This is a genomic window from Rahnella laticis (genome assembly GCF_015644585.1).
GTDB lineage: Bacteria > Pseudomonadota > Gammaproteobacteria > Enterobacterales > Enterobacteriaceae > Rahnella > Rahnella laticis.
On the sequence record NZ_JADOBI010000005.1, the window covers coordinates 244292 to 258308 of the forward strand.

At 54.2% G+C, this 14017-nt stretch carries 12 protein-coding genes; 2 read left to right on the forward strand and 10 right to left on the reverse strand.

All coding sequences use genetic code 11. The features are described from left to right. Positions 1-176: 176 nt before the first annotated feature. On the forward strand, positions 177-1490 hold the full coding sequence (locus IV433_RS13030) for an NAD(P)/FAD-dependent oxidoreductase (RefSeq protein WP_195814682.1): 1314 nt from the start codon (positions 177-179) through the stop codon (positions 1488-1490). Positions 1491-1540: 50 nt separating this feature from the next. Here the strand turns inward: IV433_RS13030 and IV433_RS13035 are convergent, their stop codons facing one another. The 9 genes from IV433_RS13035 to IV433_RS13075 form a co-directional block, all read right to left on the reverse strand. Further along, entirely contained in the window at positions 1541-2197 is a 657-nt protein-coding gene (locus tag IV433_RS13035) for a methionine ABC transporter permease (RefSeq protein ID WP_195814502.1), read from the reverse strand. Next, complete coding sequence (locus IV433_RS13040; protein WP_195814501.1) at positions 2178-3332, reverse strand: methionine ABC transporter ATP-binding protein; 1155 nt, start codon at positions 3330-3332, stop codon at positions 2178-2180. The genes IV433_RS13035 and IV433_RS13040 overlap by 20 nt, the downstream gene beginning before the upstream one ends. 12 nt (positions 3333-3344) lie before the next feature. After that, positions 3345-4187 carry a MetQ/NlpA family ABC transporter substrate-binding protein gene (locus IV433_RS13045; protein ID WP_195814500.1) on the reverse strand — a complete coding sequence of 281 codons (843 nt, stop codon included), beginning with the start codon at positions 4185-4187 and terminating at the stop codon, positions 3345-3347. A 248-nt stretch (positions 4188-4435) separates the two neighbouring features. Beyond that, on the reverse strand, positions 4436-6742 hold the full coding sequence (opgB, locus tag IV433_RS13050) for a phosphatidylglycerol--membrane-oligosaccharide glycerophosphotransferase (protein ID WP_195814499.1): 2307 nt from the start codon (positions 6740-6742) through the stop codon (positions 4436-4438). Between the two features lie 421 nt (positions 6743-7163). Continuing rightward, entirely contained in the window at positions 7164-7880 is a 717-nt protein-coding gene (locus tag IV433_RS13055; protein ID WP_195814498.1) for an ABC transporter ATP-binding protein, read from the reverse strand. Then, a complete protein-coding gene (locus IV433_RS13060) occupies positions 7877-8767 on the reverse strand; it encodes an ABC transporter ATP-binding protein (protein WP_195814497.1) in 891 nt (296 codons plus the stop codon). The genes IV433_RS13055 and IV433_RS13060 overlap by 4 nt, the downstream gene beginning before the upstream one ends. Continuing rightward, a complete protein-coding gene (gene livM, locus IV433_RS13065; RefSeq protein ID WP_195814496.1) occupies positions 8764-10053 on the reverse strand; it encodes a high-affinity branched-chain amino acid ABC transporter permease LivM in 1290 nt (429 codons plus the stop codon). Before livM ends, IV433_RS13060 begins: the two co-directional genes overlap by 4 nt. Positions 10054-10062: 9 nt before the next feature. After that, positions 10063-10977: an ABC transporter permease subunit gene (locus IV433_RS13070; protein ID WP_195814495.1), complete on the reverse strand. Its 915-nt coding sequence runs from the start codon at positions 10975-10977 to the stop codon at positions 10063-10065. A 185-nt stretch (positions 10978-11162) separates the two neighbouring features. Next, the gene (locus IV433_RS13075; RefSeq protein ID WP_195814494.1) at positions 11163-12287 is read right to left on the reverse strand and encodes a branched-chain amino acid ABC transporter substrate-binding protein; all 1125 of its coding nucleotides are present in this window, start codon (positions 12285-12287) and stop codon (positions 11163-11165) included. A 433-nt stretch (positions 12288-12720) separates the two neighbouring features. Between IV433_RS13075 and IV433_RS13080 the strand changes: the two genes are divergently transcribed. Next, on the forward strand, positions 12721-12936 hold the full coding sequence (locus IV433_RS13080) for a YgdI/YgdR family lipoprotein (RefSeq protein WP_195814493.1): 216 nt from the start codon (positions 12721-12723) through the stop codon (positions 12934-12936). 76 nt (positions 12937-13012) lie between these two features. On the opposite strand, the gene hemB is transcribed toward IV433_RS13080, so the two are convergent. Then, positions 13013-13987: a porphobilinogen synthase gene (gene hemB, locus IV433_RS13085; protein ID WP_195814492.1), complete on the reverse strand. Its 975-nt coding sequence runs from the start codon at positions 13985-13987 to the stop codon at positions 13013-13015. Between the last annotated feature and the right edge of the window lie 30 nt (positions 13988-14017).

Below are 14017 nucleotides of genomic sequence, written 5' to 3' on the forward strand. Positions count from 1 at the left end.
TTCTGGCAAGTCAACCTCCCTGCCATCTGATTACTTAATATTCACTTTGTCCTAATTTTCGCCTGCCCGCTCACCCTGCCGTGAGACGAATATATGTTTATCATCATTGTGCATTAGACATCTAAACGTCCATAACTTAGGATCGAACCACCCGGGATAACAATTTGATGTCGCAAATGAAAATTAAAAACTTACCACTCGATCAGAATATCAACGGCTGGGCGGCGCTGCGTGGCGATACAACACGTCATCCGGCCCTGCATGGCAAGGTAACGGCTGACTGGCTGGTGATCGGCGCAGGATTTGCCGGGCTGGCTTTTGCCCGCCGGATTGCAGAGCTTCGCCCGCATGAACACGTCGTGGTGCTTGAAGCACTCGACGTTGCCGATAACGCCTCGGCGCGCAACTCCGGCTTTGTCATTGATTTGCCCCACACCGTTGGCAGCACGTCGGCTGAACTGGAGCATGCCAACACTTACCGCCGTCTGTTGCAGTACGGGCTTCATCACCTGAAAGACACCGTTGACCGGCACGAAATTGAGTGCGACTGGCTGAATTCAGGGAAATACCATTGCGCCGTGAGCGAACAGTTTGACGGCGAGATTGCGCATTATCAGAAAGAGCTGACCACGCTCGGCGAAAGCTTTGAATATCTGGATAACGCCGCTTTGAAACAGCGTCTGGGCACAAGTTTCTACCGCAGCGCGGTGTATACGCCGAACTGCATTCTGGTCAATCCGGCGGCTCTGATCAGCGGTTTAGTGGCGACACTGCCGGAAAACGTCACGGTTTATGCCAATTCCCCGGCTTTGCAGATAGAGACACAGGGCACGATCCGCGCCGAAACGCCGCACGGCGAAGTCCGCGCCCGTAAGCTGATGCTGGCGATTAACGGTGCTGCCCGCGGGCTGCCGCTGTTTAAAGGTAACGTATTCGCGATGTCGACGTTTGCGACGCTCACCGAGCCGCTGACGCCTGAACAGCGCCGTGTTATTGGCGATATCTCTGCGTGGGGGTCGACGCCGGTGAATGCGCTCGCGGGCGCAACGTTGCGTTATACCTCAGATCATCGTTTTCTTATCCGCGAACACGTGAATTTTGCGCCGGGTCTGGTGACCAGTGCGGTGGAGACTGGCCGCCACGCGCGCCGCCATCAGAAGCTGTTTGCGCGGATTTACCCGCAATTGCAGGATGTGAATATGGCGTACACCTGGTCGGGGCTGATCAGCATTACACGTAATGGTGCGCCGGTATGGGGGAATTTATCGGAGAATGTCTATTCGTCGGCAGGCTGCAACGGCTCAGGCAGCTCGAAACAGAGCGCGTTTGGCCGGTTGCTCGCAGAACATGCGCTGGGTGAAGATAATCCGCTGCTGGCAGATATGGAAGCAGTCGGACGCGCCAATTATCTGCCGCCGCGCCCGTTCCTGGATGTGGGTGTTAAAAGTTTTATGGCCCGCGAGCGCTGGCGTTCACGCAGTGAGATGTAACGTTTTTTAGCCAGTCTGATAAAGCCGGTCGCCCGATGACGACCGGCTTTTTAATGACGTTTATCCACGCGCGCCACGATGCGATCGCCCAGCCACTGAATGCCGCAGACGATGACAATCAGCACCACAATCACTTCCACCATCACCACGGTTTCAAAACGCTGATAGCCGTACCGGATAGCCAGATCACCCAATCCGCCCGCACCGATCGCGCCCGCCATCGCCGAGGCACCAATCAGCGCCACCAGCGTCACGACAAACCCGGACAAAATACCCGGCAGCGCTTCCGGGATTAATACATCCCAGACGATGCGCAGCTTACTGGCCCCCATCGCCCGCACCGCATCAATCAGCCCGCGATCCACATCGCGCAGCGACACTTCGGCCACACGGGCGAAATACGGTGTAGCGGTAATGGAAAGCGGAACAATCGCCGCCCACGTGCCCAGCGAAGTCCCTACCAGAAAACGGGTCACCGGGATCAGTGCCACCAGTAAAATGATAAACGGCAATGAACGGAAACCGTTGATAACCAGCCCGAGCGAACGGTTAACCCAGTGGTTTTCGGCAATCCCTCCCGGGCTGCTCATGACCAGAATCAGCCCAAGCGGTAAACCGGCAACCAGTGAGAATAAGCCCGAAACTGCCGTCATCAGCAGCGTTTCCTGGACGGCATTGAATAACAGATCAAGCATTACCGGAGACATAGCCCGTCAGCTCCACAGTTGCCTGGCGCTGTTGCAGCCAGTGTAAAACGGCCTGCTCGGCGGCAGCGTCAGCCACCGGTACCGAGTAGAAAAATCGCACGATAGCGTAATGCTGAATATGATCCACACCGCCCTGAATAAGCCGGAACTTACCCGGTAATTCCGCCGCCATCTGGGTGATAATCTCCCCCTGACTGCCCTGCCCGGCATACTGTACGCTGTAAATCGCCTGTCCCTGACGCTCCGTCGTCAGTTCATCGGCCAGCGCTTCCGGTAACTGCGGCAGCAAGCCCTGTAACAATGTGCGGGTGAGCTGCGACTGCGGATGGGCAAAGACCTGCCACACCGGGCCTTCTTCAATGATTTCACCGGCGTTAATGACCGCCACGCGATGGGCGATTTTCTTGATCACTTCCATCTCATGGGTGATCAGCAAAATCGTGATCCCCAGTTTCTGATTCAGTGACTGAAGGAGCGCGAGAATTGAGCGGGTCGTTTCAGGATCCAGTGCCGACGTGGCTTCATCACACAGCAACAGCGCCGGGCTGGCAGCCAGCGCGCGGGCAATGCCGACACGCTGCTTTTGCCCGCCCGACAACGCTGCCGGATAACTTTTGGCTTTATCCTCCAGCCCGACCAGCGCCAGCAGTTCGGCCACACGCGCCAGACGACGCGCCTTGTCGAAACCGGCAATTTTCAGCGGCAGTGCAACGTTCTGTTCGACGGTTTTGGCCGACAGCAAATTAAAATGCTGAAACACCATCCCCACGCGGCTGCGCACCGACTGCCACTGTTTTTCACTCAGCCCGGTAATGGCGTGACCTTCGATTTCGATCAAGCCTTCGTCCGGTTGTTCCAGCCCGTTAAGACAGCGGATCAGGGTCGATTTCCCTGCCCCGCTGCGGCCAATAATCCCGAGAATTTCGCCCCGTTTTACCGTTAATGACACGCCGTTCAGGGCCTGCGTTTCCCCGAACCGGCGGCTGACCTGATGCAACCGCACCACATTTTGTGCAGCATCCTTGTCAGCAATCCGGTCTGTCTGTGCCGGAGTGCCCGCCAGAGGGCGGCGGGCATTGTCCTTTTCCGGGGACGTAGCGGTAAACTGCGCCCCGGTCTCAGTGATTATTGTCATGCTTTTACTTCCTTACCAGGCCGTTACGCCAGTACCTTTGTAAACCTTATCAAACACTTGCTTGACGGCGTCATTCTGATAAGAACTCACCAGCGTTTTCACCCACGGTGCGTTAACATCCGCAGTTTTAACAGCGATGAAGTTGTTGTACGGGTTACCTTTTACCGGTTCTTGCGCGATACGGTCAGCCGGCGTCAGGCCACTTTTCAGCGCCCAGTCGGTGTTAACGATCGCAGCATCCAGATCAGGCACGGAGCGGCCGATAATGCCGGAATCCAGCTCTTTGATTTTTACGTGGCGTGGGTTTTCAGTGATGTCTGCCGTTGTGGCAGAAATCCCTGCGCCCGGTTTCAGTTTGATCACGCCGGATTGCTCCAGCAGAACCAGCCCGCGTGCTTCGTTTGCCGGGTCGTTAGGTACGCCGATCACCGCGCCGTCTTTCAGTTCTGCGGCGGTTTTCACTTTTTTGGAATACAAACCGATTGGCCAGACGGCGGTATAACCGACGCGGACGATATCGTAGTGGTTCACTTTGATCTGATTATCGAGGAAAGGCTGATGCTGGAACGCATTGGCGTCTACTTCGCCGTTTTGCAGTGCTTCGTTTGGCTGGTTGTAGTCATTGAAAACGACCGGTTTAACGGTCAGCCCTTTTGCCGCCGCCTGTTTAACGACTTCGCGCCAGACATCTTCGTCTTCGCCGCTCATGATGCCGACTTTGATGGTGGTTTTATCGGCTGCGTGCGCTGCCGCAAGCGGTGCCAGAACGCTGCCGGAAATCACAACTGCAGAGGTGGCAGCCAGTAAAATGGTACGTTTAAGGCGGGTCTTAGTTTTATTAAACATTGCTTGCATGGAGTATCCCCAAAATTTAGATGAGAAGCCTGCGCAGAGCCGAGTTTCCGTGCAGGAATTTGGCGAGTATACCCATAGGCTTATTTCTTTATAATATTGTTTAAGAGATTCATATTCCTGAAATGAATATGTGAAATGGGATAGCAAATCAATAAAAAAGCTAACCTTGCGGGAGTAGGGAAATTCGCGATCTGCGGACAAAAAAAACCCGCCGAAGCGGGTTTTTCTCATTCCTGACATCAATACTTTTATGACTGCGGATCAACCGGCTGAACTTCCAGCGACACCATGCCGATGCCCAGTTTACGCGGCTGGAAACCACCGCTGGTACCTTCGGTCGGCTCGGTCGGTGACGGGGGCGTAATCACAATACTTTGCGCCGCGTCAGGGTTAGTGAACTGCACCTTCACAATGCCGTCCTGATCGCCAAAGGTCACAAACTGTTCCTGATCGCCGACTCGCACGGAAACCGGTTTGTCGATGTTATTTCCATAGGCTCTGGCGCGGATAACCACATCAAACGTCGCTGGCAGCGGTTTCACGTAATCAATTTTTACCGACGGTGCCAGATTGGCATCTGACCAGCGCCCCCAGTTTTCAACCGAAGAAACGCCCGTAATGGCTTTCACCTGCTCAGGCAGGCCCGGCACCATAAACGCGATGGACGGCGACTGATAGGTGGTCGCTGCATCGTCGATGTTCAGCGCAGCCAGCGTTTTCTGATAAATCGCATTGCTGCCCGACGTATCTTTGGCGAAGTCGACTTTGCCTTTAAACGAATCACCGCTCACCTGCACGATAGACGGCTTCGCACCCAGGTTACCGGATGCCACGCACAGGCCGGTATTAAGCGACAGCTCCGGTGCCCAGACGCGGCCCATTTCATAGCATTTATCGACCCAGACGAAGTTATCGCTGGTCGCCAGACCGGCAAGCTGTTTCTTGAGCGGCGTCGACAGATACACATCAAACATCGGCTCGATTTTTTCGCCAGTCACTTTCAGGATGAACGGCGTTTTGATGGTCATACCTGAGAACGTAAAGCTGCTGTCTTTGTTGTTGACCGTGTAATTTTTAATGCTGTTCGGGAAGCCCCACTGTTTGATAACCGCCGGTTTCCAGGCATTCACTTTGTCATCAATATTGAGGAACTGCGCGGTCATGGATGTCGCGGAAAAACCGCTGCGCCCCAGGCCGATGTAGTTATCGCCGCCCATGATATCAAGCACCGTGGCACCGTTATCAAGCGTACTGCGTTTCGCAGCATTCAGATCGCCAACCGGTTTACGGCCATCGAGCACGAAGAACAAGTCCTTGCGGTTTTGCTTGGTCAGAATGTTATAGGCGGTGTTGTTCATCGCCAGATGGTCGGAAGACACCACAATGATGGTGTTATCGAAATAGCCTGACGCTTTAATCTTGTCGATAAATGCCGAAATCAGCTCCTGACTGCACGATACCGCGCTCAGCGACTGGTTGGATTTCCCGTTCACTTTATAGTCTTTGCGGGTACAACCCCGGGAAATAAAGCCGTCCGGGTGATGCGTATCGACCGTCAGCGTGAACAGCGAGAAAGGCTTGCCCTCTTTGCTCAGCGTGATGAATTTCTTGTAAACCTCGTCGAGCAGCGTGTCGTCATACCAGCCCCAGTCATTTTTGTATGCCGGGTCAGCCACGGTCGGACGCAGTTCGTTGTAGCCATACAGATGATCAAAACCGTGAGATTTCAGGAACGTGCCTTTACCGGCAAACGCCAGTTCCGCACCCTGATAGAAATAGTTGGTGTAGCCCGCACCTTTCAGCACGTCGCCAAGACAGACGTTTTCCGGATAGAACGTGGCTAATGCGCTGGACGCATTGCCATCAAACGGGGCAAACAGCGGGATACCGCACTGGGAAGCCACCATGCCGGCGATAGTATATCCGGTGCCGGGAACTTGTTTGGTATTCGTAAAATCAATACTTTGTGCTTTATGGCGGCTTAATTCAGTCGTCAGCCCGGGGAACACTTTGTCATCAAAATATGTGCGTTCCAGACTTTCGCCATAGATGTAAACCAGATTCGGCTTTTTCGCGCCTTTCACCACTTTTTCCGGCACTTTGTAATACGTGTCGAAGTCCGCACCATTGCCGCTGATCTGCGTTTTGACCAGACGGGAAATATTCTGGAAGGCCTGTGTGGATCCGACCGAAAACACCGCCAGCACCACGGCCAGCACGCTGTAGACCGCGCTGCTGTTTTTAGCGCGACGCTGTTTCAGGCCCCACGCCAGCAGGGCAAATACGGCAATCAGACCGGCAAGTAAGCCGATGAATGGCAGGATATATTTGTTCAGCCCGGCGCCTTTCAGGCTGCTGGTGACGGTGTAAAGCACGGCGTCAGTGATGCCTTCGCCAGTAAAATAATTACTGCCGATCAAGACGACGTTGAGGATGACGTAAAGCCCGAGGAAAAACAGAACCAGCGAAAACCAGACACGCCCAGCCGACGCGCGGGTGACGTAGAAAAAGATAGAGGAAAGAAATAAAACAAAAGAAAGTATCTCAGAAGCCATTTCAGCACCCTGTCTGATTAAACAATAAACGCTACGACCCATTTCTGCTTTTTTACGAGCAGCGCCGACGGTTCAACGCATCGAATGAATGGCGCGTTCGCCATTCACTTCATCCTTGATCCTTGAGACAGGAAAATTCATGCCAAAAACGGACAGCGTTATATAGCCCGTTGTCCCCTGAGGGTCAACGCTTTAACACTGCGTCAGGTCATTGATTCGTCCTAAAAAACTCATCTTTAACAAATTTTTGATGGGTAACTCTGCATGATAACTCAGAAATTTAACTTTCCAGTCACCAATTTGTAAGAATTGCATGATAACGGAATACTGTGAGTGAAATGTGGAGGGGTGATGGAAATTGAGAAAATAGTTTAGCGGGAAGCCCGCAATACGCGGTATTACGGGCTTTGAAAGCGATAAATCAGATTCCTCCCAGATAGGCTTTACGCACCTCCTGATTATGCAACAATTCTTCCCCGCTTCCGCTCAGACGTATCTGCCCGTTGACCATCACATAGCCCCGGTCGGAAAGCTTCAGCGCGTGATGCGCATTTTGCTCAACCAGAAAAATCGTCATGCCGTTGCGCGCCAGTTCACGCAGCGTCTGGAAAATCTGTTTAACGATAATCGGTGCCAGCCCGAGGCTGGGTTCATCGAGCAATAACAGTTTCGGACGGCTCATCAGCGCACGCGCTATCGCCAGCATTTGCTGCTCACCGCCGGACATGGTCATCGCGCGCTGTTTCCGCCGCTCTTTCAGGCGGGGAAATAAATCGAACATGGTTTGCAAATCTTCCGCCGCATATTTATTTCCCACAGGAATGGTGCCCATCAGCAGATTCTCCTCGACGGTCATATCGGGGAAAACGCGCCGCCCTTCCGGCGACTGCGCAATCCCGGCCGACGCCACAAAGTGCGTGGATTTTCGGCTGATATCTTCTCCGCGAAACAGAATCTGCCCGCTCTGCACGCGAGGCTGCCCGAAAATTGACATCAGCAGCGTCGATTTCCCTGCGCCGTTCGCTCCGATCAGCGCCACCGTTTCACCCTCGTTAACCTGCAACGACACTTTTTGCAGCGCCTGAATCGCGCCATAAAAAACATCGACCTCACGAAACTCCAGCATCGCGTTGCTCATAGGCTGACCTCATCTTCACTGGCACCCAGGTAAGCGGCGATCACTTTTTCATCGTTCTGAATGGCCTGCGGAACGCCTTCGGCAATCACATCACCGTGGTCGAGCACGATAATGTGGTCGGAAATTTCCATCACCATGCCCATATCGTGTTCAATCAGCAGCACGGTGATGTCGTGGTGGTCTCGCAGAAAACGGATAATTTTGCTCAGCGTGCGCGTTTCAACCGGATTCAGACCCGCCGCAGGCTCATCCAGGCAAATCATTTCCGGCGCAGTACACATCGCCCGGGCGATTTCCAGACGTCGCTGTTGCCCGTACGACATTTCCCCCGCCAGCCGGTTGGCGCAGTCCACCAGTTCCACCACTTCCAGCCAGTAAAATGCGCGATCCAGCGCCTGATTCTCCGCACGGCGGTAGCCCGGCGTATTCAGCACGCCGGCAATCAGATTGCGGTTAGTCTGCATATGCTGTGCCACCAGCAGGTTTTCGACGACGGACATTTCGCGGAACAGACGGATATTCTGGAACGTGCGCGCCAGTCCCGCGCGGTTCACCAGATGCGTTCCGCCGAACATTTTGTAGAAAATCCGCTGCCCGAGCTGCGCCGGTTTCACCCAGTCACTGGCCTGAAATTTTTGCCCGAGCACCTGAATCACATTGGTCGTACGCCGTTGCGTATTGAGTAAAATATTGCCGCCGGTCGCCTTGTAAAACCCGGTCAGGCAGTTAAACACCGTGGTTTTCCCCGCACCGTTCGGGCCGATTAATGCCGTGATTGAGCCACGTTTCACCTCCAGATTGACGTCATTGAGCGCCCTGATCCCGCCAAAATGCATCATCAGATGCTGCACGCTAAGAATGTTGTCGCGACGCAGAGCCTCACTCATGGCGCGACTCCTTTACGCACGGTAAAGCCGCTGCGGCTGATGCGGATTAACCCGCGCGGACGCCAGATCATCATCACCACCATCAGCACGCCAAACAGCAACACGCGATATTCCGCAAAACTGCGCAACAGCTCCGGCGCGACCGTAAGAACAAATGCCGCCAGCACCACGCCGATGGTCGAGCCCATCCCGCCGAGCACCACAATGGCGAGGATCAGCGCGGATTCAAAAAAGGTGAAAGATGTCGGGTTAACGAATCCCTGATAGGTGGCGAAAAACACCCCGGCAATACCGGCCGTTGATGCGCCGAGCGTAAACGCCGAAAGTTTTACCAGCACATGGTTCAGCCCCATGGCCCGGCAGGCGATTTCGTCTTCACGCAGCGCTTCCCACGCACGCCCGATCGGCATCCGCGTCAGGCGATGTTTGATAAACAGCACCAGCAACACCACCAGAACCAGCACCGCGTAGATAAAAATAAACTTCATATTCGGGTTATAGGTCAGATGGAAAAATTCATGAAACGGCACGCCGCCCTCTTTCGCCCGCCTGCCGAATTCCAGCCCGAAGAATGTGGGTGGCGGCGCGGAAACGCCGTTCGGTCCGCCGGTAAACGACAACCAGTTGGTCAGCACCAGACGGATAATTTCCCCGAAACCGAGCGTCACAATCGCCAGATAATCGCCGTGCATCCGCAACACAGGAAAACCCAGCAACGCGCCTGCCAGTGCGGCCATCACCGCCGCCAGCGGCAACATTGACCAGAATCCGAGGCCAAGATACTGATAACCCAGCGCCAGCCCGTACGCACCAATCGCGTAAAAAGCCACGTATCCGAGATCTAACAACCCCGCCAGCCCGACCACGATATTCAGCCCGAGCCCCAGAAGGACGTAAATCAGCCCTAAAATCGCCACGGTCAGAATGTATTTTGTGGCCACAAACGGGAAGAAAATCGCCAGCACCAGAATCAGCGGGATCACCCAGCGCAGGTTACTTTTGTAATCCGGCGGACGCACATAAACTCCGGCGCTGTCAGCCTCAAAGCGCGCACGCATTTTCCGCCCAGCTGCCGTTTCTAAAAATGCGCTAAGCAGGAAACGTCCGAGCATCACCGCGGCGATAATCCACACCAGCCGCTGGCTGTGGAATGTAAAACTGTAGCCATCAAGCACAACGCCGACGACCGGGCCGAAAATAATCAGCGCCACCAGCCCGGCAAAAATGGCATCAAGCAGACAACGTTTGAGCGAAAAACCGCTCCTCATATCAGTTTGTGACGTCATTTTTTCCCCTCACACTTTCGTCACGACCGGACGACCCAGCAGGCCCTGAGGGCGGAAAATGAGGATCACCACCAGCAATCCAAACGAAAAGACATCTTTGTAATCCGAGTTCACCATGCCCGAGAACTGCGCTTCGGCGATCCCCAGAATCAGGCCGCCCAGCATCGCGCCCGGCAACGAACCAATACCGCCCAATACCGCCGCCGTGAACGCTTTAATACCGATGATAAAACCGGCGTAAAAATCAAACGTGCCGTAATTCATGGTGACCAGCACGCCCGCCAGCCCGGCCATCGCCGCGCCAATCATAAAAACCAGCGAAATAATGCGGTCTGTATTGATGCCGAGAATCGACGCCATTTTGCGGTCCTGCTGGACGGCGCGACACATACGCCCGAGCTTCGTATTGCTGATAATCCACGACAGCACCAGCATTCCGACCAGCGAGGCCACCAGAATGAACAGCTTGGTGTACGTCATCTGCACAAAACTTTCGCCAATGTGAAAACGCACCGCGCCGTCCAGCATGGTCGGGATCCCTTGCTGGCGTGGTCCCTGGCTGATTTGTGCGTAGTTTTGCAGGATAAGCGACATACCGATGGCGGAAATCAGCGGCGCAAGGCGGGTGGAATTTCGCAACGGTTTGTAGGCAATGCGTTCAATCGCCCAGCCATAAACGCCGGTCACGACAATGGTGAACACCAGCGTGCCGAGGATAAGCAACGGAAAAGAGTGCAGCCCGAAGAAGGAAAGCAGCGCCAGCGCGATGGCGCACAGGTACGCAGAAATCATGTAAACCTCGCCGTGAGCGAAGTTAATCATGCCGATAATGCCGTAAACCATGGTGTAGCCGATGGCGATCAAACCGTAGACAGCGCCGAGCGTGATGCCATTAAACAATTGTTGCAGAAAGAATGAATCCATAAATACGCAGTCTCTTTTTGCGACCGCGATGACGAAAAGCGCGATCAAAATTAATAAAGCGTAATCGTTGCAGCCAGTTTGAACCCGGCCAGCACGCAAGAGCCGGAGCGTACATAAAGTATGTGAGCCAGCTCTTCCGAAAAGAGTGAGTACTGCCCGGGCTCAAAATGGCAAATAAGATAGCTTTATTCCTTCACTTCCTGGTATTTGCCTTTGTCATCCCACTTATAGACTACGTAATCGGAAACCTTCAGATCGCCTTTGCTGTCCCAGGCTTTCTTGCCCATGACGGTATCGACGCTGTTGACTTTCAGCCAGGCACTGGCTTTGGCGGAATCCGTACCGCCGGTGGCTTTGAATGCGGCAGCAATGGCCTGAACGGACGCGTAGGAGTAGAGCGTATAACCTTCCGGCTCAAATTTACTGGCGCGGAATTTATCGATAACCGCTTTGCCGTCCGGGATCAGACGCGGGTCTTTGCCGAAGGTCATGAGAATGCCGTTGGTGTATTGCGGGCCACCGGCAGCGGTCACCATCTCCTCATTGACGATACAGTCGCCGGAGAAGAAGGTCGCCTGAACGCCCTGCTCACGCATCTGACGTACTAACGGACCGGCTTCCGGATGGCAGCCGCCGAAGAACACCACATCCGGTTTTTGCGCACTGATTTTGGTCACCAGCGCGTTAAAGTCTTTTTCGCCGCGTGACAGCCCTTCATACATCACCTCTTTTACACCGCGTTTGTTGAGCGCCGCTTTGGTGGCGTCCGCCAGCCCCTGACCGTAGGTGTCTTTATCGTGGATGATGACCACTTTTTTGGCTTTCAGTTTGTCGATGATGTAATCGCTCGCCACTAATCCTTGCTGGTCGTCGCGGCCACACATGCGGAACATATCACTCATGCCGCGTTCGGTGATTTGCGGGTTGGTGGAGCCCGGCGTGATGGCGATAATTCCGGCGTCGTTATACACCTCGGAGGCAGGCATGGTGGAGGAAGAACAGAAATGCCCGACCACGGCCTGCACTTTATCCTGATCGACCAAACGGTTAGCCACCGCCACCGCCTGTTTCGGTTCGCAGGCGTCATCGCCCTGTACCAGTTTGATTTTCTCGCCATTAATCCCGCCTGCGGCATTAATGTCTTCGGCAGCCTGCGTGGCCCCGTGCCAGTACTGATCACCGTAAGTCGCATTCGGCCCGGTAAACGGCCCCGCGACGCCAATCACAATATCCGCATGCGCGGAGAAAGCGGTAACCAGACAACCGGCCAGCAACAAAGAGAGCGGACTTTTCATAAATTTCATCGACATCGTCATGATCCTTAGCACTGTGTTTGAGTAGAAACCTGAACTAAAAAGAAAATTCTGAAGCTTAATTTTGAAATTCACGGCTGAAGCCAAAAGACGAAAGGTTTCCCGAGGTTGAATCAAAGGTAAGAAACATAAGCAAAATATCTGCCAGTGTTTCCAATGCTCTGAGAATGTGTCGGGCTCTGTGAGTATAGATAGCGCTCAGCCCGCGTTACGGGCAACTGACAGAAACGACGACGGGATCACACCGCACTGCGCTGGTGCTGAAAAGCGACGAAAAAGAGGATAGCGAAACCGCGTGCACCAAAATGAGCCGTGATAAATCAGTCACTCAGTTCACACAATTACGCCTGGTGACATTTTTATCCTTTGCTTCTTGCGGCGGGTTGTTTTGTAATGCGGGCAGATGATTGCAACAGGAAACTACTGAACAATGAAGAGATTATCCTGCCTGACGGCGATAGTTCTGGCGATGACATTAACCGGTTGCGCTGGCGATTATGTGATACACACCAAAGCCGGCGACCAGCTTTTCGCCCACGGCGAACCTGACCGCGACCGCGATACCGGCATGACCAGCTACACCGACATGAACGGCGATTATCATCTGATGAATACCAATGATATTGCCGGAATTGTGAAGAAATAGGATTTTGACTGGCAGTAATTCAGGCATAAAAAACCGGGCTTTCGCCCGGTTTGTCATTCTCAGCGTCAGCTGAAAATCAAATCCCCTGCCCGGCTATATCCATCGCAAAGTAGGTCAAAATGATATCTGCACCGGCACGTTTGATTGCGCCGAGGCTTTCGCGCACGACGGCGCGTTCGTCGATGGCACCGGCCTGCGCAGCGAATTTGATCATCGCGTATTCACCGCTGACCTGATACGCCGCCAGCGGCAGACGGGAGGCTTCGCGGATATCGCGGATAATGTCCAGATAGGCGCCCGCCGGTTTCACCATCAGCGCATCAGCGCCTTCCTGTTCATCCAGCAGTGACTCGCGCACCGCTTCGCGGCGGTTCATCGGGTTCATCTGATATTGCTTGCGGTTGCCTTTCAGCACGCTGCCGCCCGCTTCGCGGAATGGCCCGTACATTGAGGATGCGAATTTGGTGGAGTACGCCATGATTGATGTATCAATGAATCCGGCTTCGTCCAGCGCGCTGCGGATGGCCTGAACCTGACCGTCCTGTGCGGCGGAAGGCGCGATAAAATCGGCACCGGCAGCGGCGGCAACGACGGCCTGTTTGCCCAGATTGATAAGCGTTGCATCGTTATCCACGCCGTGGTCGTGCAATACGCCACAGTGGCCGTGCGAGGTGTATTCGCAGAAACAGGTGTCGGACATCACAATCATTTCAGGCACGGTGTCTTTACAGATACGCGCCATACGGGCGACGAGACCGTTTTCATTCCAGGTGTCACTGCCGGTCGCATCCATGTGATGCGAAATACCAAAAGTCATCACCGAGCGGATACCGGCGCGGGCGTAGCGTTCAATTTCAAACGCCAGACGCGATTCGGGAATGCGCAGTACGCCGGGCATGGCTTCGATGGGTACGTATTCAGAGGTCTCTTCTTCTACGAAAATCGGCAGTACCAGATCGTTGACGCTAAATTCAGTTTCCTGAAAAAGAGTGCGCAGGGATTCGGACTGTCTCAGGCGGCGAAGGCGTGAGCTCGGGAACTGATTCGACATGAAAACTCCTAAAAATTAATCTGTTGCGCT

Excerpts from the sequence above, each read along its gene's own strand:
- IV433_RS13030 (WP_195814682.1), top strand. The coding sequence starts at position 177 with ATGAAAATTAAAAACTTACCACTCGATCAGAATATCAACGGCTGGGCG.
- IV433_RS13035 (WP_195814502.1), bottom strand. The coding sequence starts at position 2,197 with ATGTCTCCGGTAATGCTTGATCTGTTATTCAATGCCGTCCAGGAAACG.
- IV433_RS13040 (WP_195814501.1), bottom strand. The coding sequence starts at position 3,332 with ATGACAATAATCACTGAGACCGGGGCGCAGTTTACCGCTACGTCCCCG.
- IV433_RS13045 (WP_195814500.1), bottom strand. The coding sequence starts at position 4,187 with ATGCAAGCAATGTTTAATAAAACTAAGACCCGCCTTAAACGTACCATT.
- opgB (WP_195814499.1), bottom strand. The coding sequence starts at position 6,742 with ATGGCTTCTGAGATACTTTCTTTTGTTTTATTTCTTTCCTCTATCTTT.
- IV433_RS13055 (WP_195814498.1), bottom strand. The coding sequence starts at position 7,880 with ATGAGCAACGCGATGCTGGAGTTTCGTGAGGTCGATGTTTTTTATGGC.
- IV433_RS13060 (WP_195814497.1), bottom strand. The coding sequence starts at position 8,767 with ATGAGTGAGGCTCTGCGTCGCGACAACATTCTTAGCGTGCAGCATCTG.
- livM (WP_195814496.1), bottom strand. The coding sequence starts at position 10,053 with ATGACGTCACAAACTGATATGAGGAGCGGTTTTTCGCTCAAACGTTGT.
- IV433_RS13070 (WP_195814495.1), bottom strand. The coding sequence starts at position 10,977 with ATGGATTCATTCTTTCTGCAACAATTGTTTAATGGCATCACGCTCGGC.
- IV433_RS13075 (WP_195814494.1), bottom strand. The coding sequence starts at position 12,287 with ATGTCGATGAAATTTATGAAAAGTCCGCTCTCTTTGTTGCTGGCCGGT.
- IV433_RS13080 (WP_195814493.1), top strand. The coding sequence starts at position 12,721 with ATGAAGAGATTATCCTGCCTGACGGCGATAGTTCTGGCGATGACATTA.
- hemB (WP_195814492.1), bottom strand. The coding sequence starts at position 13,987 with ATGTCGAATCAGTTCCCGAGCTCACGCCTTCGCCGCCTGAGACAGTCC.